The sequence below is a fragment of the Janthinobacterium rivuli genome (assembly GCF_009208735.1).
Classification (GTDB): domain Bacteria; phylum Pseudomonadota; class Gammaproteobacteria; order Burkholderiales; family Burkholderiaceae_D; genus Janthinobacterium.
The window spans coordinates 79,911-100,230 of sequence record NZ_WFLJ01000003.1 but is presented as its reverse complement, the minus strand read 5'-3'; the positions used below and the strand labels follow the sequence as shown (position 1 = coordinate 100,230).

Sequence of the window (20,320 nt, the reverse complement as noted above, 5' to 3'; positions counted from 1 at the left end):
AAGTAACTGGAAAGCAAGATGAGCAAGAAGAAAGTCGTGATCGGCATGTCGGGCGGGGTCGATTCCTCGGTCGCGGCATGGATGCTGAAGGAACAAGGCTATGAAGTCATCGGCCTGTTCATGAAAAACTGGGAAGATGACGACGATTCGGAATACTGCTCCACGCGCCAGGACTGGATCGACGCGGCCAGCGTGGCCGACGTCATCGGCGTCGATATCGAAGCCGTCAATTTCGCCTCCGAATACAAGGACCGCGTGTTCGCCGATTTCCTGCGCGAATACCAGGCCGGCCGCACGCCGAATCCGGACGTGCTGTGCAACGCCGAAATCAAGTTCAAGGCCTTCCTCGACCACGCCATGACCCTGGGCGCCGACCTGATCGCCACCGGCCATTACGCGCGCGTGCGCCAGGCGCCCACCGATGCCGGCCGTTATGAACTGCTGAAAGCCGTCGACGCCAGCAAGGACCAGAGCTACTTCCTGCACCGCCTGAACCAGGCGCAATTGTCGAAGACCCTGTTCCCGCTCGGTGAAATCCCGAAGACGCAAGTGCGCCAGATCGCCGAGAAACTGGCCCTGCCGAACGCGCAAAAGAAGGATTCCACGGGCATCTGCTTCATCGGCGAACGCCCGTTCCGCGAATTCTTGAACCGCTACCTGTCGTACAAGCCGGGCCCGATGAAGACGGCCGACGGCAAGACCGTGGGCGAACACGTGGGTCTGAGTTTTTATACCCTGGGCCAGCGCAAGGGCATCGGCATCGGCGGCGTGAAGTCGTACCAGAACGCCGACGGCAGCAGCGACGCCTGGTATGTGGCGCGCAAGGATATCGTCAACAATACCCTGTGGGTGGTGCAGGGCCATGACCACCCGTGGCTGCTGTCGCCCGCCTTGACGGCCGACCAGGCCAGCTGGGTCGCCGGCACGGCGCCGCAGGCGGGCGCCTTGAGCGCCAAGACGCGCTACCGCCAGGCCGACGTGGCGTGCCAGCTGCTGCCCGATGGTGTGGAGAACTTCTCGCTGGCGTTCGACCAGGCGCAATGGGCCGTCACGCCGGGCCAGTCGGCCGTGCTGTACGACGGCGACGTGTGCCTGGGCGGCGGCATCATCGCCAGTTCAACCGGGGTGCTGTAGTAATTGTATGCGTAAAGTTCAGGATCAACGCCTGAGAAAATCGTAGCGAGCGGCAGTGAGGCTCGGCGCCCCCGTTGGCCCGAGAAGCGCAGCTGTACTTTAGTACGGGGGCGCCGAGCCAGTGAGCATCGCCGGCCGCAAATCGCGACGCGCAGTAGATTTAATCAGGCGTCCTTCTGAGCGGCGGCCAAGGCCTGCTGCTGCTTGCGCACCATCGCAATGACGGTATTGCGCACGGTTTTCAGGACCGTGTCGGCCATGAACGGTTTCACGATGAAGCCCGACACGCCCATCGCGTGGGCCGCCTGCAGCGAGGCCGCGTCGATGCCGCCCGAGACCATGAAAATGAGCGTCTTCGGATACTGGGCGCGGATGGTTTGCACCACATTGCTCCCGTCTTCCACCTGTTCGCGCGCGATGCAGACGAAATGCGGGTGGTGCTTGACCAGCAACGCCAGTCCCAGCGCGCTGGTATGCGTCTGTCCGCAGACATCGTAGCCGCCATCGGTCAGGACCGTGTTCAGCAGGCCGCGCGCCACGGCGCTGCTATCGATCAGGACTGTCTTTAACATCATGATTACATCCCTTGCTTGATTGTTCTTGTGTTACGCCGGCGCTTACTTTTCCCACGCCAGCTTGTTCCAGGTCACGCCTAAGGTCACGTCGGTCTTAAGTTCTACCAACTTTCTTGAAAGATACAGTATTTCCCGCTCTTTTCGCAGGCTTTCGCCCAGCGCGCCGGGCAAAATGCCCGCGCCGGCCATCACGGCGTCGATATTGCCGTAAGCGCGCAACAGTTTCGCGCCCGTCTTCAGGCCGATCTTCGACACGCCGGGGATGCTGTCGGTGACGTCGCCCATCAGCGCCAGCAGGTCGGGCAGCAGTTCCGGCGGTACGCCGAACTTTTTCTCGACCCAGGCGTGGTCGTGCCAGACACCCTTGAAGTGGTCCCACACCAGCGCGCCGTGGGCGATCAAGCCGTGCAAATCCTTGTCGGTGGTGGCGATGACGGCCGCGCCGCGCCCCTCGTGCAGCCAGCGCATGACGGCCGTGCCGATCACGTCGTCGGCTTCGACCTCGGGAATACTGACGACGTGCATGCCGAAGCTGGCCAGGGTGGCGTAAAAGCCGGGCAAGGCGTCGCGCAGCACCTGCGGCATGGGCTGGCGCCCCTCGCGGTAGCCCGCATACAGGGCGTGGCGCCAGGTCGGACCGCCGAAATCGAAGGCCGGCAGGATGTGCGTCGGCTCGTGGTCATTGATGAGGGTACGGAACGACGACAGCGCATGGCGCAGCGCGATCTCCGCCTTCAGGTCGGAATCGGGTTCAGGACTGGCTTCGTAGACGCGGCGTACGATATTCAAGCCGTCGATAGCGAGGAGTCTGGCCATGCGGTAAGTGGATGCTGGTTGAATCGGGCATTTTACCGTATGGTTCCCCGCACATCGGGCTTGCATGCGCCTTATTTGGCGAAATCGTAGGGCCCGCCTTTTTCCAGCGCGCGCTGGTAGGCCGGGCGTGCATGGATGCGCTGCAGGAACGCCGTCAGCTTCGGCAGACGCTCGTCGAGTCCGCCGCGCATGGCGGCCGCTTCCAGCGGAAAGCTCATCTGGATGTCGGCCGCCGTGAATTCATTGCCGGCAAACCATTTGGTTTTTTCCAGCTCCGCTTCCATGTAGGCCAGTTGGCTGTTGATATTGGGCATGATGAAGCTACTCTTGACCTTGCCGGCGATGCCGCGCGCGATCGGCTTGACGAAAAACGGCATCGGCGACGACTCGACCTTGTCGAACACCAGTTTCAGCAGCAGCGGCGGCATGGCCGAGCCTTCCGCAAAATGCAGCCAGTAGGTCCAGCGCAGCTTGTCCGGCGTGCCGGCCGCCGGGATCAAGCGGCCATTGCCGTAGCGCTCGACCAGGTAGTCGATGATGGCGCCCGATTCGGCGATGGTGTTGGCGCCATCCGTGATCACGGGCGACTTGCCCAGCGGATGCACGGCCCGCAGCGAGGCGGGCGCCAGCATGGTTTTCGGGTCGCGCTGGTAGCGCTTGACCTCGTAGTCGAGGCCCAGTTCCTCGAGCAGCCAGAGCACGCGCTGCGAGCGCGAATTATTCAGATGGTGGACGACGATCATGGTTTTCCCGTTAGGCGATGGTTGAGTTCCAGTATAGCCGGGACGGCTGGATCGGGCAGCGCATGAAGATATGCAAAAAAAAATATGAAAAACAGTATTTTCAATTGATAACTTTTCAATCTTCCCTTATCTTGTTTTGTTTCCAATAAGTAAGGAAACCCCCTGTGGATTTCGACACAAACAACACCGCGCCCAAGCGCGAAGCCATCACCTTCAGCGCCACCGGCAGCGAATACTTCCGTATCTGGATCGTCAACCTGCTGCTGAGCATCGTTACCCTGGGCATTTATTCCGCCTGGGCCAAGGTGCGCCGCAACCGCTATTTCTATTCCAGTACCCACCTGGCCGGCAGCAGCTTCGAATACCACGGCAATGCCGTCGCCATCCTGAAGGGCCGCATCGTGGCCGTCGTGCTGATTGGCGGTTACAACATCGCCCTGAAAGTTGCGCCCCTCGTGGGCCTGCTGATGTTCGTGCTGCTGGCAGCCATCCTGCCCTGGCTGATATGGAAAAGCCTGCAGTTCAAGCTGTACAACACCAGTTACCGCGGCATCCGCTTCGGTTTCGGCGGCAGCGCCAGGGAAGCCTACAAATACTTCCTGTGGCTGCCCATCCTGAATACCTTCACGGCAGGCTTGATGACGCCGTTCCTGCACCAGCGCCTGAAGCGCTTCCAGCACACGCAAAGCCGTTTCGGCGCCAGCCATTTCAGCTTTGACGCCACGGTCGGCAGCTTTTACAAGACCTATTTGCTGTTCTTCGCGCTGCTGCTGGGCGGCCTGCTGGTCCTGATATTCGTCGTCTTCGGCAGCGTGTTCGCCTCGTTCGCGGCCAATGCGAATGACAGGACCAAGATTGGCAGCCTGCTGTTTGCCATCGGCGCCTTGTACCTGTGGGCGTTTACCGTGCTGCCGCTGTTCCTGACCATGATCCAGAACCTGATCTGGAACCATACGCGCTTGCAGCAGCACCAGTTCCAGTCGCAGCTGACGTGGGGCCGCACCACCTTCGTCATGCTGACCAACCTGCTGGGAGTCGTCGTCACCCTGGGCCTGTTTACGCCGTTCGCCCACGTGCGCTGGCTGAAGTACCGCCTGGAGGCGACCTCGATGCTGGTGCATGGCAGCCTGGACGAGTTTGTCGCCGCCACGGGCCAGCAAGTGTCGGCCACGGGCGAAGGCATGGCCGACCTGCTGGACTTCGACCTGTCGATGTAAGCATGAACGCCACCACGCAAGAAGACCACGCCGCGCTGGCCGCCCGCTATTTCGACGGCCAGACCTCGCGCCTGTACCACGTCACGCTCAGCGTGCGCGATGGCCAGGCCATGCTGGCCGGCGACATCGAGCGCAGTTGCCCGCTGGGCGAACTGCACGTGTCAGAACGCAGCCGCCACGCCGTGCGCAAGGTCAGCTTTGCCGATGGCGCCTACCTGGAGATCGCCGACCAGGCGGCCTTCAACGACATGCTGCACGACACGGGCCACCGCGACGGCTGGGTGGTGCGGCTGCAGCAAAGCTGGCGCGGCGCCCTGCTGGCCACGGTGGCCACCATCGTAGCCCTGTGGCTCAGCTATCAATACCTGCTGCCCGTGGTGGCGAAGGGGATCGCGTATGCGATTCCCCAGTCCGTCGAGCGCCAGCTGGGCCAGGGCGTGCTCGATTTCCTCGACAGCCACATGTTTGCGCCAAGTAAACTTGATGCTGCGCGCCAGCAAGCCTTGCGCGCCCAGTTCGCGCGCCTGGCCACGCCTGGCGACAGCACGCCCGTGCACCGCATCGTTTTCCGCAAGAGCAAGATCGGCCCGAACGCGTTTGCCCTGCCGTCCGGCGACATCGTGCTGACCGATGAGATGATCGAACTGCTGCCGGACGACCAGGCCATCATGGGCGTGCTGGCGCACGAGCTGGGGCATTTGCAGCAGCGTCACCTGACGCGGCGCATCATCCAGACTTCGGCCGTGGGCGCCGGCGCGGCGCTGCTGTTCGGCGACGTGTCGACGGTGGTGGCGACCGTGCCGCCGCTGCTGCTGGACTTGAAGTACTCGCGCGACGTCGAGCGCGACGCGGACGACTACGCGATCGCCATGCTGCGCCAGAACGACATTCCCCTGGAACACCTGGCGCAAGTGTTTGTCGCCCTGGGCAAGCTGGACCACGGCACGCCGTACCTGTCGAGCCATCCGGCCAGCGCCGAACGGGTCGAGCGCATCCGCGCGGCACAACGGTAAACACCTGACCAAACCTACTGCGCGTCGCGCTTTGCGGCCGGCGATGCTCACCGTACTAAAGTACGGTTGCGCTTCTCGGCCACAAATCGCTGCCGCTCGCTACGGTTTTGTCAGGTGTCGCACGTATGGATAGCGTCACTCTGACAGTACACTTTGCCAGTCAGCAAGATCTACAAATCACCGGTACACTCAGCAATATCAGTCTGACTTCCCCGGAGTGCCCATGCACCTAGTACCATTTCGCTACCTGACCTTCATTGCGACGGCCGCCATCTTTGTCCTGTCCCTGTTTTATTACGATCATTACTGGCTGCCCCTGCTGGCCGGTGCGCTGACCCTGGTCGGCATCAGCGACCTGCTGCAAACCAAGCGCGCCCTGCGCCGCAACTACCCCATCCTCGCGCACTTCCGCTTCTTTTTTGAGAGTATCCGCCCCGAGATCCGCCAGTATTTCCTGGAAAGCGACAGCGAGGCGACGCCGTTCTCGCGCAGCCAGCGCAGCATCGTCTACCAGCGCGCCAAGGAGCAGACGGACAAGCGCCCGTTCGGCACCCAGCTCGACGTGTACGAAGCGGGCTATGAATGGATCAACCATTCCATCGCCCCCGCCAAGGTCACGGGCCACGACTTCCGCATCGAGATCGGCAACCACCCGGACTGCCCGCGCGCCAAACCGTATTCGGCCAGCGTCTTCAATATCTCGGCGATGAGCTTTGGCGCCCTGTCGGCCAACGCCATCCTGGCCTTGAACGGCGGCGCGCGCAGCGGCGGCTTCATGCACGACACGGGCGAAGGCAGCATCAGCCCTTACCACCGCGAAAATGGCGGCGACCTGGTGTGGGAAATCGGTTCCGGCTACTTCGGCTGCCGCAACCAGGATGGCACGTTTTCGGAAGAGCGCTTCATCGCCAACGCCAGCTCGGAGCAGGTGAAAATGATCGAGCTGAAAATGTCGCAGGGCGCCAAGCCGGGCCACGGCGGCGTGCTGCCCGGGCCGAAAGTGACGATCGAGATCGCCACCACGCGCGGCGTGATGGCGGGCGAGGATTGCGTCTCGCCGGCCGCGCACAGCGCCTTTTCCACGCCACTGGAAATGCTGCACTTCATCGACCGCCTGCGCACGCTCTCCGGCGGCAAGCCGACGGGCTTCAAGCTGGCAATCGGCCACCCGTGGGAATTCTTCGCCATCGTCAAGGCCATGCTGGAAACGGGCATCACGCCCGACTTCATCGTCGTCGACGGCAGCGAAGGGGGCACGGGCGCCGCCCCCCTGGAATTCACGGACCACGTGGGCACGCCGCTGCAGGAAGCGCTGGTGCTCGTGCATAACACTCTCGTGGGCGCCAACCTGCGCGAGCGCATCAAGATCGGCTGCTCGGGCAAGATCATCACGGCCTTCGACATCGCCCGCCTGCTGGCGCTGGGCGCCGACTGGTGCAATTCGGCGCGCGGCTTCATGTTCGCGCTGGGCTGCATCCAGTCGCAAAGCTGCCACACGGACCGCTGCCCCACCGGCGTGGCCACGCAAGACCCGCAGCGCCAGCGCGCGCTGGTGGTGCCCGACAAGATCGCCCGCGTGGCGCACTTCCACCAGAACACCATGAAGGCGCTGGCCGAACTGATCGCCGCCGCCGGCCTGGCGCATCCGCAGGAACTGCGCCCGCACCACCTGGTGCGGCGCATCTCGCCCAACCAGGTGAAACTGGCGTCGGCCCTGCTTCCCTTCCTGGAAGCGGGCCAGCTACTCGACCCGAGCCAGCTGCCGCAGCTGCCGCCCGTGTTCGGCCTGTACTGGCCCAAGGCGCAATCGGCATCGTTCCAGCGCCTGGATTGAAGCCAGGCTTGCGCAAGTGGAGCAATACCACTTAATAACCACTTGCGCAAAAACCCAAATCCAATACAATACCAAAACAAGTACAAAACCAAGGCAGCTTTCCGGTGACCGCCACGATGCGCCACCACGGTGCCAGAATACGTATGCCGTCGTCACAATACATACCGGAGGAGTTGCAGCATGGAGCAGGGTTTGCGCGAGAAAGTAGGACAGTTGTTCATGGTGGGCTTCGACGCCCTGCAGGCGGACGAGCATATCAAGACCTTGATACGCGAAAAGAAGGTGGGCGGCGTGATCCTGTTCCGCCGCAACGTGCACACGCCCGCGCAAGTATCGGCCCTGTGCCGCGAACTGCAGGAAATCAACGCGGAAGTATCCGACATTCCGCTGCTCATCTCCATCGACCAGGAAGGCGGCATGGTGATGCGCATCGAGCAGGGCATCACGCCGATTCCGGCAGCGATGGCCTTCCAGGCGGCCGGCTCCATCGAAGACTGCGAGCGCATGAACGAGATCAGCGGCGATGAAATGCGCCAGGTGGGCATCAACCTGCTGCTGGCGCCCGTGCTGGACGTGAACAACAACCGCAACAATCCCGTCATCGGCGTGCGCGCGTACGGCGAGGATGCCGCCACCGTCATCGACTACGGCATGGCCGCCATGCGCGGCCAGCGCGCCAGCGGCATGGCCGTCACCGCCAAGCACTTCCCCGGCCACGGCGACACGGCCACCGACACGCATTACGCCATGGCGCTCGTCCCGCACGACAAGGAACGCCTGCGCGCCGTGGAACTGGCGCCCTTCCGCGCGGCGATCGCCGGCGGCGTGGACGCCATCATGACGGCGCACGTGGTCTTCCCCGCCTTCGAGGCCGACACCAGCGTGCCGGCCACCCTGTCGAAAGGCGTGCTGACGGACCTGCTGCGCGGAGAGATGGGCTACAAGGGCGTCGTCATCACCGATTGCCTGGAAATGGCGGCCATCGCCGACGGCATCGGCATCGCCCAGGGCGCCATCGCCACCTTGCAGGCGGGCGCCGACATCGTCCTCATCTCGCACCGCGAAGCGCAGCAGACGGCGGCCATCGACGCCGTCCTCGCCGCCGTGGAGCGCGGCGACATCGCGCTCTCCCGCATCGACGCCGCTTGCGCCCGCGTGGCGGAACTCAAGCGCAACCGCGCCGTGCGCGACTGGCGCGCGCGCCCGCTCACGCCGCCGGCGCTGATGCAGCCGGCCGCCATGGCCCTGTCGCAGTTGCTGCAAAAGGCGGCATTGCGCGTGCAAGGCGACTACCGCGCGCTCGACCCCAGTCTGCCCGTGACCCTGCTGACGGTGGAAGTGCGCTCGCGCAGCGAAATCGACGAAGTGGCGCTGGGCCGCAACAAGGAAGCGCGCAGCTCGATGCTGCCGGCGCTGCTGGCAGCGGGCCTCGACGTGCGCGAACATGCCTTGTCGGCCGAGGCGCTGGACGACGAAGTCGACGCCGCCATCGCCTTCGCGCAAGGTGCACGGCAGATCGTGCTGCAAACGTATAACGCCATGTTCGTCGCCGGCCAGCGCCGCCTGATCGAGGCCCTGCCGCAGGATAAACTGTGGCTGGTGGCGGGCCGTTTGCCGTACGACCTGGACCTGGCGCCCCACGCGCAAGGCCGCCTGGCCGCCTTCGGCTGCCGCCCGGCCGCGCTGGTGCCGGTGGTCGACAAGCTGGCGGGCAAGGCGTAAGTTCACGCCGCCCTCCTGCACATGCCGGGCCTTGCCCGGCATTTTTTATGCCGCGTCGCAATCGAAACGCACGCCCGTCATCCGTTCGCTCAGCGCCCATAGCCGGCGCGCCTGCTCGGGATCGATGGCCCAGCGCCGCACGCCCGGCCCCATGCTGTCGTCCGCCACCAGGGCGGCAATGTCGCCATCCTCGCAATACACGCCGCCCATACCCTCAAGCTGCGCGCTGGCAGCGCACCAGACGGCCGTGGCCGCGCCCTGCGCCACATTCTTGAAAGCCGATTGCGGCGGCGGATTCACCTGGCCGGCCTCATCGAGCGCGCCCACACGGCGCAAGTCGTCGAGGTCCAGGTGGCGCACCAGCGGCGTCAGGATGGCGCCCGGATGCAGCGAAAAGGCGCGCACGCCGTGCGCCGCAGCGCGCCGGTCCAGTTCCACGGCAAACAGGGCATTGGCGCTTTTCGACTGCGCATACGCGCGCCATTTATCGTACGGCTGGCGCAGGAAATGCGGGTCGTCCAGGTCGACGCCCGCCTGCCGGTGTCCCAGCGACGACACGCACACGACGCGCGCGCCCTGCGCCTGCCGCAAGGCGGGCCACAGGCGCGCCGTCAGCTGGAAATGCCCCAGGTGATTCGTCGCGAACTGCGCCTCGTAGCCGCGCGCATCGCGCAGCAAGGGCGTGGCCATGATGCCGGCGCCGTTGACCAGCACGTGCAGGGCGCGGCCGGTGGCCAGAAAAGCGGCGGCAAAGGCATCGATCGATCGCGGATCGAGCAGGTCGAGCGCGGCGACCTCCACGCCGGCCTTGCCGTCCAGGGCCGCTTGCGCCTGATGCGGGTCGCGCGCCGGCACCAGTACGCGGGCGCCGGCACCGGCCAGCACGCGCACCGTTTCCAGCCCCAGGCCCGACGCGCCGCCCGTGACGATGGCCTGCATGCCGGACAGGTCGCGGCCGGCCAGCGCCTCGGTGGCGGTCGTGCTGGCGTTGAAGCCGGTGTGCAGGGGAGTTTGTTTGTTGTCGATGCTGTCCATGGGGTCTGCCTTTGCAAGTGGCGCCAGTCCGAATCGCTGGCGAGATGGACATTGTGTGTGCCAGGAACAGGACTGTGAATGGCGTAAAATCCGCAATACTGTCGCCATCGTCCAGAATTGCACCCCGCCATGGATTTGCTCTCCGATGTACTCTCGCTGCTCGATACGCGCAGCTCCTATTTTGCCGGCCTGAAGGCGGGTGGCGACTGGGCCATCGACTTCCCGCCGCCGGACGGCATCAAGTTCAACGCTGTGATCGAAGGTACTTGCTGGCTGACGGTCGCGGGCATCGACGCGCCCGTACCGCTGCAGACGGGCGACTGCTTCCTGCTGGCGCCCGGGCGCGCATTCACCCTGGCCAGCGCACCCGGCTTGCCGGCCGCGCCGGCGCTGGAAGTGTACCGGCACGCGCAGCAAGGCGTGGCCCGTCACGGCGCGCCGGAACACGATTTCTTCCTCATCGGTGGACGCTTCAGCTTTGGCGACGAGGCGTCCATCCTGCTCGACTGCCTGCCACCGCTGCTGCACGTGCGCGGCGATACGGACCAGGCCAGCGTGCTGCACTGGGCCTTGCAACGGCTGGCGCAGGAATTGCAGGCGACGGCGCCCGGTGCGGCGCTGATGACGCGCCACCTGGGCCACATGATGCTGCTGCAGATGCTGCGCCAGTACCTGGCAGCACAGGCGTCGCATCCGGTGGGCTGGCTGTTCGCGCTGGCCGATCCGCGGCTGCGCGCCGCCATCGAGGCCATGCATGCGCAGCCGGCGCGGCGCTGGACCTTGCTGCAGCTGGCCGCCGTCGCGGGGCAGTCGCGCTCGGCCTTTGCCCTGCACTTCAAGAACCGGGTGGGCGTGACGCCGCTCGATTACCTGCTGCGCTGGCGCATGCGCCTGGCCACCCGGCGCCTGAGGGACAGTGACGCGACAGTGACGTCGATCGCGCAGGCGCTGGGCTACGATTCGGACAGCGCCTTCAGCCACGCCTTCAAGCGCGTCATGGCCTGCTCGCCGCGCCAGTACCGGCTGCGCCACGCGGACGCGCAGGCGTAAAAAAACCCGCGATGGCGGGTTGTAACAATACAGGGTCAGCGCGTCGGCACGGGCGGCAAGGCCGCCACCGCCAGCAAGGCGAACGGCCCGAGCAACAGGCCGATGCCGAACCAGAGTCCCCCGTGGCGGCCGCGCCGGCTGGCCAGCAGCCAGGTGGCGACCGCAAACAAAAACATGAAGATCAACAGTATCGCCATTGCCACTCCTTGCCATGCGGAAAGCCCAGTGTAGCCCACGGGTGGGCCCGTGGCCAGACATACATCAATCCTGGCGCTGCACCTGCATCAGGATCACGCGCTTGCTGCTGCCGTCGGCCGGCGGCGTGTTGGACGGCGGCGGCGGGCTGTCGCAGGAGCCGCAGGAACCGCAGCCGCTGCCGCAACCGGGCGCCACCTTGAAGAAGGTCGACAGCTTGGCCTCATCGAGGCCGCAGCGCACCAGGCCGCGCACGATGGCGCGGCGCACGCCCGCCGGCAGGTACTTGGTCGAGAAATGCAGCAGCGCGGCTGCGACGATCAGGGCGACGATGAGGGTTTGCCACATGGTGTTCTCCTAAGCGCCCAGCAACAGGGCGAGGCGGTACGTGATGAACGAGGCGGCGTAAGCGAGGGCGAACATGTAGCCGGCCATCAGCAACGGATAGCGCCAGCCGCCCGTCTCGCGTTTCACCACGGAGAGGGTCGACAGGCACTGCGGCGCGAACACATACCAGGCCAGCAAGGACAGCGCGGTGGCCATCGACCACGAATGGGCGATCAGCGGTTCCAGCGTCAAGGCCAGCGCGTCGCCCGTCTGCGACAGCGCGTACACGGTGCCCAGGGCGCCGACGGCCACTTCGCGCGCCGCCATGCCCGGCACCAGCGCGATGCAGATCTGCCAGTTGAAACCGATGGGCGCGAAGATCACTTCCAGGCCGCGGCCCAGGATGCCGGCCAGGCTGTAGTAGATCGGCGGGTGGATCGCGTTGTCCGGCGGGCCGGGGAAGGTGCTGAGGAACCACAGGATGATCATCAGGCTCAGGATGATGGTACCGACGCGCGTGAGGAAAATCTTCGCGCGCTCCCACAGGCTGACGGCCAGGTTGCGCAGATGCGGCCAGTGATAGGCCGGCAGTTCCAGCATCAGCGGCTGGTTGCCGCGCACGCCCATGCCGCGCTTCATGACCCAGGCCACGGCCATGGCCGAGATGATGCCGGCGAAGTACAGCACGAACAGCACCAGGCCTTGCAGGCTCAGATAGCCCCATACTTCGCGCTGCGGGATGAAGGCGGCGATGATCAGCGCATACACGGGCAGGCGCGCCGAGCACGTCATCAGCGGCGCGATCATGATGGTGACCAGGCGGTCACGCGGGTTCTGGATGGTGCGCGCCGCCATCACGCCGGGAATGGCGCAGGCAAAGCTCGACAGCAGCGGGATGAAGGCGCGGCCCGACAGGCCCACGCCGCCCATCAGGCGGTCCAGCAGGAAGGCCGCGCGCGGCAGATAGCCGCAGTCTTCCAGGCTCAGGATAAAGAAGAACAGGATCAGAATTTGCGGCAGGAATACCAGCACGCTGCCGACGCCGCCGATGATGCCTTCCACCAGCAGGCTTTTCAGGTGACCATCGGGCATGTTCGCCGTCAGCACGGCGCCCAGATGGCCCACGCCATCGGTGATCATTTCCATCGGCGTGGCGGCCCACGCAAACACGGCCTGGAAGATCAGGAACATCAGCACGGCCAGGATGAGGGGGCCGAACACGGGGTGCAGCACCACGTCGTCGATCTTTTCTGTCAGGTTGCCGCTGTCGCCCGTGTCATTGCTGACGGCGGCCAGGATGCGGCGCACTTCGCGCTGGGTTTCCTCGACGCTGACGGCATCGATGGCCGCCAGCGGTTTCGCGTCCACGGCCGGCAGCGGCAGCATGGCGTCGATGGCATTCAGCAGGGCTTTTTCGCCGTCGTGCTGCACCGCGACGGTTTCCACCACGGGCATGCCCAGTTCCTGCGCCAGCTTGGCCGTGTCGATCAGCATGCCGCGCTTGCGCGCCACGTCCGTCATGTTCAGCGCCAGCAGCATGGGCAGGCCCAGGCGTTTGACTTCCAGCACCAGGCGCAAGTTCAGGCGCAAGTTGGTGGCGTCGACGACGCAGATGATGGCGTCCGGGCGCGGGTCGCCCTGGCGCAATCCCCCCACCACGTCGCGCGTGATGGCTTCATCGGGCGTGGTGGCCGACAGGCTGTAGGCGCCCGGCAGATCGAGCAGGCGCACGGGCGTGCCGGCGGGCGACGTGAAATGCCCTTCCTTGCGCTCGATGGTCACGCCGGCGTAGTTCGCCACTTTCTGGCGCGCGCCCGTCAAACGGTTGAACAGCGCGGTCTTGCCGCAGTTCGGATTGCCCAGCAAGGCAATTTGTGGCTGATGCGGCGGCTTGTGCACGCCCGCATCGACGATCGTTTCGACAGCACCCATGGTCATTCCGATTGAAGCAGCGGTTGAATCGTGATCAGCGCCGCTTCGAAGCGGCGCAGCGCGAACGTGGCATTGCCAACCTTGATGGCCAGCGGATCGCCGCCGGGTATGCCGCGCTTGAGCATGCGGATGCGTTCACCGGGAACGAATCCCAGCTCCATCAGGCGGCGGGCCAGGTCGACCCCGTCCTCCGTCTGTCCTGCCGCGTGGGGCGTGATATGCAATACCGTGCCGCTCTGGCCGACTGCCAGCGCGTCGAGCGTCATCAGGGGTGGAACTAGGGTCATGAGCAAATTCCGTTCAAATTAAGAACACCGGGGACAGACTGCTGCGCGTGGCGCATCGCGTTTGACGTGGGTGTTGTGAGGTAAAACGCAACTGTTGCGCATTACCGACAAGCGGCCTTTCAATGTGTCCAGACGGCGGCCGTCCGAGACAATACCAGTATTATAAACATGAATGCGAATTGTTTTTATTTGGCCCGGAGAGCCGCCCCCCGTCAAGGGCTACGCCATTCGTACGAAGGGCATATCGGCACGCCGCGCCAGGCCGCCAACTGCCGCACACTTGATCAAAATCGCTTGCATTGTCCCGCACTTTGCGCGACAATGAAACGTAATGATAATGATTCTCATTAAAACACTAGCAACAATGCTTCATAGCACTAGTGTCTGTTCATCCTCCAGCCAGAAGGTGTATCAATGATTGTATGTGTCTGCAACAACATATCTGATCGTGAAATCCGTCAAGCCGTCGATCTTGGCCTGTCCAGCATGGCCGAACTGCGCCGCGACCTGGGCGTGGCCACCTGCTGCGGCAAATGCCACACCTGCGCGCGGGAAGTGCTGAACGATCACCTGACCGCCACCGTGGCGCTGCAAGAAACCGTATTGATGCGAGCCGTACTGACAAACTAAAGAAAGCGAACTACGCCATGACGATGATGCCCCCGCCCGTAACGGTGCAGGCCGTGCCGCAATTTGCCGACTTCGACAAGAAGCAGCGCAGCAAATTCGCGCCGCTGATGGCCATCGTCGTGCTGCACATCGCCGGCTTTTACGCCATCCAGAGCGGCCTGTTGAGCCGCGTCGTCACGGCGGCCATGCCGACCATCACCACCATCAGCATCATCGCCCCGCCGGCGCCACCCAAGCCGCCGGCGCCGTCCGTGCCGAAAACCGTGGAATTGAGCGCCCCCGTGCCGCGCGCCGTGATCCCGCCGCTGCCGCTGATCGCCGTGGCGCCGAGCGAACCGACGATCACGCCGCCGCAGCCGACGCGCGCCGAAGCGGCGCCTGTCGCCACCGCCGCGCCGACGGCCCCTGCGGCACCATCGCCGACGCCGCCGGCGCCATCGACGCCGCGCACCGTCAGCAGCGTCGAATACATCAAGGCGCCGCAACTGGTCTACCCGAATCTGTCGCGCCGTCTGGGCGAAAGCGGCACCGTGGTGTTGCGCATCCTGATCAATGAAAAGGGCTTGCCGGAACAAATCCTGATCCATAAATCGACCGGCTACGGCAACCTCGATGAAGCGGGCCGCCAGGCCGCGCAGCGCGCGCTGTTCAAGCCGATGATCGAAAACGGCAAGCCCGTACCCGTCTACGTTTTAGTACCGCTGACCTTCCAGCTGAGCTAGCCTTCCGGCGGCCTGCGCGCCGCTGCCAGCCCGCAAGCACCGCACCCCGTGCCCTGCTTGCTTTTTTGCGCCCTGTTTTCTGTACCAGTCAAGCAACTGCTTGTTTCAGTCTGCCAGCCTACATCCCCGGGCCAGGCAGACTTTTTTTTGCCCGCTATGGGGTCAGACCCTCAACACCGCCAACGCCCAGTTCAGCGCCAACTTCACCGGGGGTCTGACCCCACGCAGCGACTGACCCTTTTTACATCTCCGCCCACATGCGCAGCAGATTGTGATAATGCCCCGTCAATCCCACCGTCGCCGGCGAGTCGCCGTGTTCCGCGCGCACGCTCTGGATGTTCTGATCGAGCTCGAACAGCATGCCGCGCTTCCAGTCCTCGCGCACCATGCTTTGCGTCCACAGGAAGGAGCAGATACGCTCGCCGCTGGTGACGGGCAGCACCTGGTGCACGCTGCTCGACGGGTACACGATCACGTCGCCGGCCGGCAGTTTCACTTCATGCGTGCCGTACGCATCGACCACCACCAGCTCGCCGCCCTCGTACTCGTCCGGCTCGCTCAGGAACACGGTCGACGAGACGTCGGCGCGCATCGACTGCATGCCGTTTTTCGGCGTGCGGATGGCGCCGTCGATATGCAGGCCATAGTGCTCGCCGCCCGCATAGCTGTTGAAGAACGGCGGCAGGATGCGCAGCGGCAGCACGGCGGCGAAGAACAGCGGATTGGCCATCAGCGCGCGGCTGACGATCTCGCCCAATTCCAGCGCCAGCGGCGAGCCCTCGGCCAGCTGACGGTTGCGCTTGACTTGCGCGCCTTGCGCCCCGACGCTGGCGCGCCCGTCGACCCAGTCCGTCTGCGCCAGGCGCTGGCGAAACTGCGTGACCTGTTCCGGCGTCAGCACGCCGGGTATATGCAGCATCATCTTGCTATCCTTTTTCAGTAAACATCGCTGCCTGATTATCGCATCGCGGGCAACGGCCAAGAAGACACAAAAGCAAGAACCGCCGAAGATTTCCCGCCTTTTCAGCGCGGCCAGGCAGGCGCGCCGGCGGCGGCAGAATCACGACGGGAACACGAATGAGAATGGCCTGCATTTTCCTTAACAAATAAAAAACGGCGCAATGGGGAAATCCACTTGAGAATGGGTTTTATTCGCACGATATTTACGTTAAAAAGACGGAAAAATGCCGTTTGGCACCGGAAATCGCCGACATTTTGCGCTATCATGCGGGCATAGCGAAACCGGCAACCTGCGCGCCACCAGGCAGCCATGCGCCACCCGGCAGTGAACGCCAGCAGCCTGCGGTTTCATCATCGAACGCGACACAGAACAAAGGACATCCCATGAAGGGCGATAAAGAAGTCATCCGCATGCTCAACGCACAGCTCACCAACGAACTGTCGGCCATCAACCAGTACTTCCTGCATGCGCGCATGTACAAGCACTGGGGCCTGGAAAAGCTGGGCAAGAAGGAATACGAAGAATCGATCGGCGAAATGAAACACGCCGACAAGCTGATCGACCGCATCCTGATGCTCGACGGCCTGCCCAACCTGCAAGCGCTGCACAAGCTGCTGATCGGCGAGAACACGCCGGAAATGCTGGAATGCGATCTGAAGCTGGAACGCGCCGCGCATACCACCGTCAAGGAAGGCATCGCCATCAGCGAAAAAGCGGGCGACTACGTCTCGCGCGACCTGTTCCTGATGATCCTGGAAGACACGGAAGAGCATATCGACTGGCTGGAAACGCAGATCGACCTGATCGACAAGGTCGGCATTCAGAATTACCTGCAAAGTCAGATGGCGATTGAGGAGTAATCTTTTTCGCAGCATCAAAAAAAAAACCGGCAGCTTGCCGGTTTTTTTACGCCTGTCATCAAGGGCGGCCAGTGCCCTGGCGCCCGTTCAATTTCACGAATAAAACCGCCACCGCCGCGCACAGCAACAGGGCGCCGGCCAGCCGGATGACGTTCTCCGGATTGCCGCCCAGCCAGCTGCGGTAATACAGTGGCAGAGTAAATATCTGGATGATCATCGGGATGACGATGAACATATTGAAAATGCCCATGTAGACCCCCGTGCGCTCGGGCGGAATGCAGCCGGCCAGCATGATGTAGGGATTGCCCATGATGCTGGCCCAGGCCAGGCCCACGCCCAGCATGGGCAGCAACAGCAGTGCCGGGCTGTGGATCAGCGGGATGCTCAGCATGCCCACGCCGGCCGCGCACAGGCACAGGCTGTGCATGCGCTTGGGGCCGAAGCGGCGCGTGAACGGCACCAGCGCAAAGGCGGCGACAAAGGCGACGAAATTGTAGAAGGCGCCCACCTGCCCGTTCAGCAGGCCCGCGTCGCGAAAGCCTTGCGACGCGGGGTCCGTCGTGTGAAACAGCGTGGCCGACAGCGACAGGGCGATGTACTGCCAGTAGCAGAACAGGGCGTACCACTGGAACAGGTTGACGATGGCCAGCTGCTTCATCGTCGGCGGCATGTCGCGCAGCGCCGCGCCGATATCGGCCAGCGTGTGCCGCCAGCCCGGCGGACGGCTGCGGATGGCCGCCAGCTCGCTGGCCGTGAGCGGATTTTCCGGCGTCGTCTTCAGGGTCCACAGCACCGAGGCGAGCGAAAACACGGCGCCGATCAGGAAGGCGGCGATGACGATGTGCGGGATATGGCTGCCATTGACGGCATCCTTGTTCATGCCCAGCATGACCAGCAGCGACGGCGTCAGGTAGGCCAGCGTTTGCCCCAGCCCCGTAAACGCGCTTTGCGTGAGAAAACCCAGCGAGTGCTGCTTCTTGTCGAGCTTATCGCTGACAAAGGCGCGGTACGGCTCCATCGTCACATTGTTGGCCGCGTCGAGTATCCACAGCAGGCTGGCGGCCATCCACAGGGTGGGGCTGAACGGCATGGCCAGCAGGCCCAGGCTGCACAGGATGGCGCCGATCAGGAAGTACGGCGTGCGGCGGCCCCAGCGCGTCACCGTGCGGTCGCTCATGGCGCCGATCAGCGGTTGCACGAGCAAGCCCGTCATGGGGCCGGCCAGCCACAGGTACGGCAGGCTCGCTTCATCGGCGCCCAGGTATTTGTAGATGGGACTCATGCTGCTTTGCTGCAGGCCAAAGCTGAACTGGATGCCGAAAAAACCGACGTTCATGTTGACGATCTGCCAGAACGACAGATGCGGACGGTGTGCGCTGGCCTCGCTCATGACTGTTCCCTTTCCAGCCACAGCATATGCCATGGCTGCAGGCCCACCGTGCCGGCCAGCACGCTGCCATCGAGGCTGTTGCGCCATTCGCCTGCGGGCAAGGTGTAGCGCTGGCTGGCGCCGCTGAAATTGCTCAGATTGAGGAACGCGTCGCCGCGCAGCAGCGCCAGCACGGCCGGCGTGTCGGCCGGCAGCACGCTGCGCGGCGCGGCAGCGGCCAGAGCCGGCAAGCGCCTGCGCGCGTCGATCAGCTGGCGCAGCGCCAGGTACAGCCGGCCGCTGGCGCTCACGCCATCGTGGCGCCATGCCAGCAGGCTGTCGTCGAACACGGGGCGCTGCAGCCAGCGGCTGTCCATCGCCCGGTCGGCCCGCTGCGTGTAGCTGTCATCATTGGTCATGCCCAGTTCGTCGCCCATGTACAACACGGGCAAGGCGCCGAAACTCAAGGCCAGGCCATGCAGCAGCAGCAGGCGCCGCAACGCGTATTCCTGCTCCTGCACCGTGGTGGCGCTTTCCAGGCCGGCCAGCGAGGCGGCCATGCCGTTGCTGCCATGCGCCTTGTCGGCGCTGCTGCTCTGGAAGGCGGCGCCGCGCGCATAGCTGCCGGTGCCCGGTGTGCCGGCAAAGAACTGCGCGATGCGCGCCAGGCGCGCCGGTCCGTCCGCGCCCGCTTCATGGAGCAGCACGTTCCAGCCGATGTCGTCGTGGCAGCGCACATAACTGAGCCAGCTTGCGGCAGGCGGCAACGGCGGCGTGGCGGCGATCACCTGCCGCAACAAATCCGTGCCTTCCTCCGCCAGCGCGCCCCAGCCGGCGGCCATCAGGCTGCTGTGATAAGCGATATGGCATTCGGGCGCGGCATCGCTGCCAAAGTAGGCGGGCAGCTTGGGCGTGGGCACGATGGCTTCGGCCTTGAGCAGCACGCCCGGCGCGACGATGGCGGCAATCGCCCGCAAGGCTTGCAGCAGGCTGTGGGCTTCGGGCTGGTTCATGCAGTCCGTGCCTTCGCGCTTCCACAGGAAGGCCGTCGAATCGAGGCGGAATACCTCGACACCCTTGTTGGCCAGGCCCAGCATGGCGCCGGCCATGGCCGCGAAGACGGCCGGATTGGCATAGTTCAAGTCCCACTGATACGGGTAAAACGTGGTCCAGACCCAGCGCTGCAGCTCCGGCACGAAGGTGAAGTTACCGGGCGCCGCCTGCGGGAAGACCTGGCCCACGGTCTGCTCGTAGCGGTCCGGCTGCGCGCGGTCGGGATAGGTATGGAAAAAGTCGCGCAGCAGCGGATCGCCCGCCTTGGCACCCAGCGCCCACGCATGGTCGTCGGCCACGTGATTGAGGATCAGGTCCGAGCACAGGCTGATGCCGGCCGCGCGGAGCTGCGCCGTCAACGCCAGCAAGTCGGCATTGCTGCCCAGCGCGGGGTCGACTTCCTCGAAGCTGGCGACGGCAAAGCCGCCATCGCTTTCGCCGGCGCGCGCACGCAGGAACGGCAGCAGGTGCAGATACGTCACGCCCAGTTCGCGCAAGTGGGCTATGCGCGCCGCCACGCCCTGCAAATTGCCGCCGAAGCGCTGCACGTAGGCGCTGTAGCCCAGCATGGACTGGCTGGCAAACCAGTCCGGCTGCGCTTCGCGCTGCGCATCCTGGCGCAGCAGCGCCGGCGCGCGCGCCGCGTACAGGCGCCCCACGCTTTCCATCAGATCGCCCAGCCAGGGCAGGAAGTCCGGCTGCTGGCCATACAGGCTGCCCAGGCGGTCGAGCAAGACCGCCTCCTGGCGCGCATAGCGGCGCGCCGCATCGTCGCGCAAGTGCGTGGGGAGCGGCGCCAGCAGGCGCACCAGGGGGCTGCGTATCGACATCATGAATCCTATCCG

At 64.5% G+C, this 20,320-nt stretch carries 20 protein-coding genes; 9 read left to right on the top strand and 11 right to left on the bottom strand.

What is annotated here, in order from left to right:
• The first annotated feature begins 18 nt into the window (after window positions 1-18).
• Window positions 19-1,134 carry a tRNA 2-thiouridine(34) synthase MnmA gene (gene mnmA, locus GCN78_RS04750; protein ID WP_152250674.1) on the top strand — a complete coding sequence of 372 codons (1,116 nt, stop codon included), beginning with the start codon at window positions 19-21 and terminating at the stop codon, window positions 1,132-1,134.
• A 164-nt stretch (window positions 1,135-1,298) separates the two neighbouring features.
• Here mnmA and GCN78_RS04745 read toward each other — a convergent pair whose 3' ends face one another.
• The 3 genes from GCN78_RS04745 to GCN78_RS04735 form a co-directional block, all read right to left on the bottom strand.
• Complete coding sequence (locus GCN78_RS04745; protein WP_152250886.1) at window positions 1,299-1,706, bottom strand: response regulator; 408 nt, start codon at window positions 1,704-1,706, stop codon at window positions 1,299-1,301.
• Between the two features lie 45 nt (window positions 1,707-1,751).
• Window positions 1,752-2,525 (bottom strand): 5'-3' exonuclease, encoded by a 774-nt coding sequence (locus tag GCN78_RS04740; protein ID WP_070220600.1) that lies wholly within the window; start codon window positions 2,523-2,525, stop codon window positions 1,752-1,754.
• Window positions 2,526-2,596: 71 nt separating this feature from the next.
• Window positions 2,597-3,268, bottom strand: coding sequence for a glutathione S-transferase (locus tag GCN78_RS04735; RefSeq protein WP_152250673.1), 672 nt, complete (start codon window positions 3,266-3,268; stop codon window positions 2,597-2,599).
• 164 nt (window positions 3,269-3,432) lie between these two features.
• On the opposite strand from GCN78_RS04735, the gene GCN78_RS04730 reads away from it, so the two are divergent.
• From GCN78_RS04730 to nagZ, 4 genes are all read left to right on the top strand, one after another.
• Entirely contained in the window at window positions 3,433-4,485 is a 1,053-nt protein-coding gene (locus GCN78_RS04730) for a YjgN family protein (RefSeq protein WP_152250672.1), read from the top strand.
• Between the two features lie 2 nt (window positions 4,486-4,487).
• Window positions 4,488-5,498 carry a M48 family metallopeptidase gene (locus GCN78_RS04725; RefSeq protein WP_152250671.1) on the top strand — a complete coding sequence of 337 codons (1,011 nt, stop codon included), beginning with the start codon at window positions 4,488-4,490 and terminating at the stop codon, window positions 5,496-5,498.
• A 223-nt stretch (window positions 5,499-5,721) separates the two neighbouring features.
• Window positions 5,722-7,332 (top strand): FMN-binding glutamate synthase family protein, encoded by a 1,611-nt coding sequence (locus GCN78_RS04720; RefSeq protein WP_152250670.1) that lies wholly within the window; start codon window positions 5,722-5,724, stop codon window positions 7,330-7,332.
• A gap of 180 nt (window positions 7,333-7,512) precedes the next feature.
• Window positions 7,513-9,054, top strand: a complete 1,542-nt coding sequence (gene nagZ / locus GCN78_RS04715; RefSeq protein WP_152250669.1) for a beta-N-acetylhexosaminidase — start codon at window positions 7,513-7,515, stop codon at window positions 9,052-9,054.
• Between the two features lie 45 nt (window positions 9,055-9,099).
• On the opposite strand, the gene GCN78_RS04710 is transcribed toward nagZ, so the two are convergent.
• The gene (locus GCN78_RS04710; protein ID WP_152250885.1) at window positions 9,100-10,080 is read right to left on the bottom strand and encodes an oxidoreductase; all 981 of its coding nucleotides are present in this window, start codon (window positions 10,078-10,080) and stop codon (window positions 9,100-9,102) included.
• A 138-nt stretch (window positions 10,081-10,218) separates the two neighbouring features.
• On the opposite strand from GCN78_RS04710, the gene GCN78_RS04705 reads away from it, so the two are divergent.
• Complete coding sequence (locus tag GCN78_RS04705) at window positions 10,219-11,139, top strand: AraC family transcriptional regulator (protein ID WP_152250668.1); 921 nt, start codon at window positions 10,219-10,221, stop codon at window positions 11,137-11,139.
• A 35-nt stretch (window positions 11,140-11,174) separates the two neighbouring features.
• Here the strand turns inward: GCN78_RS04705 and GCN78_RS29230 are convergent, their stop codons facing one another.
• The 4 genes from GCN78_RS29230 to GCN78_RS04690 all read right to left on the bottom strand — a co-directional run bounded on the left by GCN78_RS29230 (window position 11,175) and on the right by GCN78_RS04690 (window position 13,880).
• Window positions 11,175-11,336 carry a hypothetical protein gene (locus GCN78_RS29230; protein ID WP_193316615.1) on the bottom strand — a complete coding sequence of 54 codons (162 nt, stop codon included), beginning with the start codon at window positions 11,334-11,336 and terminating at the stop codon, window positions 11,175-11,177.
• Between the two features lie 64 nt (window positions 11,337-11,400).
• On the bottom strand, window positions 11,401-11,682 hold the full coding sequence (locus GCN78_RS04700) for a hypothetical protein (protein WP_152250667.1): 282 nt from the start codon (window positions 11,680-11,682) through the stop codon (window positions 11,401-11,403).
• A gap of 9 nt (window positions 11,683-11,691) precedes the next feature.
• A complete protein-coding gene (gene feoB / locus GCN78_RS04695; protein WP_152250666.1) occupies window positions 11,692-13,593 on the bottom strand; it encodes a ferrous iron transporter B in 1,902 nt (633 codons plus the stop codon).
• A 2-nt stretch (window positions 13,594-13,595) separates the two neighbouring features.
• On the bottom strand, window positions 13,596-13,880 hold the full coding sequence (locus GCN78_RS04690; protein WP_152250665.1) for a FeoA family protein: 285 nt from the start codon (window positions 13,878-13,880) through the stop codon (window positions 13,596-13,598).
• 414 nt (window positions 13,881-14,294) lie between these two features.
• Here GCN78_RS04690 and GCN78_RS04685 point away from each other — a divergent pair, with 414 nt between their 5' ends.
• The gene (locus GCN78_RS04685; RefSeq protein WP_152250664.1) at window positions 14,295-14,510 is read left to right on the top strand and encodes a (2Fe-2S)-binding protein; all 216 of its coding nucleotides are present in this window, start codon (window positions 14,295-14,297) and stop codon (window positions 14,508-14,510) included.
• A gap of 17 nt (window positions 14,511-14,527) precedes the next feature.
• Entirely contained in the window at window positions 14,528-15,232 is a 705-nt protein-coding gene (locus tag GCN78_RS04680; protein WP_152250663.1) for an energy transducer TonB, read from the top strand.
• 241 nt (window positions 15,233-15,473) lie between these two features.
• Here the strand turns inward: GCN78_RS04680 and GCN78_RS04675 are convergent, their stop codons facing one another.
• Window positions 15,474-16,154: a Fe2+-dependent dioxygenase gene (locus tag GCN78_RS04675; protein WP_152250662.1), complete on the bottom strand. Its 681-nt coding sequence runs from the start codon at window positions 16,152-16,154 to the stop codon at window positions 15,474-15,476.
• A gap of 422 nt (window positions 16,155-16,576) precedes the next feature.
• Between GCN78_RS04675 and bfr the strand changes: the two genes are divergently transcribed.
• Window positions 16,577-17,053, top strand: coding sequence for a bacterioferritin (gene bfr, locus GCN78_RS04670; RefSeq protein WP_152250661.1), 477 nt, complete (start codon window positions 16,577-16,579; stop codon window positions 17,051-17,053).
• Window positions 17,054-17,111: 58 nt separating this feature from the next.
• Here bfr and GCN78_RS04665 read toward each other — a convergent pair whose 3' ends face one another.
• Window positions 17,112-18,443: an MFS transporter gene (locus GCN78_RS04665; RefSeq protein ID WP_152250660.1), complete on the bottom strand. Its 1,332-nt coding sequence runs from the start codon at window positions 18,441-18,443 to the stop codon at window positions 17,112-17,114.
• The gene (locus GCN78_RS04660; RefSeq protein WP_226939466.1) at window positions 18,440-20,308 is read right to left on the bottom strand and encodes an alpha-amylase family glycosyl hydrolase; all 1,869 of its coding nucleotides are present in this window, start codon (window positions 20,306-20,308) and stop codon (window positions 18,440-18,442) included. Before GCN78_RS04660 ends, GCN78_RS04665 begins: the two co-directional genes overlap by 4 nt.
• Window positions 20,309-20,320: the final 12 nt, after the last annotated feature.

Excerpts from the sequence above, each read along its gene's own strand:
- bfr (WP_152250661.1), top strand. The coding sequence starts at position 16,577 with ATGAAGGGCGATAAAGAAGTCATCCGCATGCTCAACGCACAGCTCACC.
- GCN78_RS04680 (WP_152250663.1), top strand. The coding sequence starts at position 14,528 with ATGACGATGATGCCCCCGCCCGTAACGGTGCAGGCCGTGCCGCAATTT.
- GCN78_RS04690 (WP_152250665.1), bottom strand. The coding sequence starts at position 13,880 with ATGACCCTAGTTCCACCCCTGATGACGCTCGACGCGCTGGCAGTCGGC.
- GCN78_RS04700 (WP_152250667.1), bottom strand. The coding sequence starts at position 11,682 with ATGTGGCAAACCCTCATCGTCGCCCTGATCGTCGCAGCCGCGCTGCTG.
- GCN78_RS04745 (WP_152250886.1), bottom strand. The coding sequence starts at position 1,706 with ATGTTAAAGACAGTCCTGATCGATAGCAGCGCCGTGGCGCGCGGCCTG.
- GCN78_RS29230 (WP_193316615.1), bottom strand. The coding sequence starts at position 11,336 with ATGGCGATACTGTTGATCTTCATGTTTTTGTTTGCGGTCGCCACCTGG.
- nagZ (WP_152250669.1), top strand. The coding sequence starts at position 7,513 with ATGGAGCAGGGTTTGCGCGAGAAAGTAGGACAGTTGTTCATGGTGGGC.
- feoB (WP_152250666.1), bottom strand. The coding sequence starts at position 13,593 with ATGGGTGCTGTCGAAACGATCGTCGATGCGGGCGTGCACAAGCCGCCG.
- GCN78_RS04740 (WP_070220600.1), bottom strand. The coding sequence starts at position 2,525 with ATGGCCAGACTCCTCGCTATCGACGGCTTGAATATCGTACGCCGCGTC.
- GCN78_RS04735 (WP_152250673.1), bottom strand. The coding sequence starts at position 3,268 with ATGATCGTCGTCCACCATCTGAATAATTCGCGCTCGCAGCGCGTGCTC.
- GCN78_RS04675 (WP_152250662.1), bottom strand. The coding sequence starts at position 16,154 with ATGATGCTGCATATACCCGGCGTGCTGACGCCGGAACAGGTCACGCAG.
- GCN78_RS04660 (WP_226939466.1), bottom strand. The coding sequence starts at position 20,308 with ATGATGTCGATACGCAGCCCCCTGGTGCGCCTGCTGGCGCCGCTCCCC.
- mnmA (WP_152250674.1), top strand. The coding sequence starts at position 19 with ATGAGCAAGAAGAAAGTCGTGATCGGCATGTCGGGCGGGGTCGATTCC.
- GCN78_RS04720 (WP_152250670.1), top strand. The coding sequence starts at position 5,722 with ATGCACCTAGTACCATTTCGCTACCTGACCTTCATTGCGACGGCCGCC.
- GCN78_RS04685 (WP_152250664.1), top strand. The coding sequence starts at position 14,295 with ATGATTGTATGTGTCTGCAACAACATATCTGATCGTGAAATCCGTCAA.
- GCN78_RS04665 (WP_152250660.1), bottom strand. The coding sequence starts at position 18,443 with ATGAGCGAGGCCAGCGCACACCGTCCGCATCTGTCGTTCTGGCAGATC.
- GCN78_RS04725 (WP_152250671.1), top strand. The coding sequence starts at position 4,488 with ATGAACGCCACCACGCAAGAAGACCACGCCGCGCTGGCCGCCCGCTAT.
- GCN78_RS04705 (WP_152250668.1), top strand. The coding sequence starts at position 10,219 with ATGGATTTGCTCTCCGATGTACTCTCGCTGCTCGATACGCGCAGCTCC.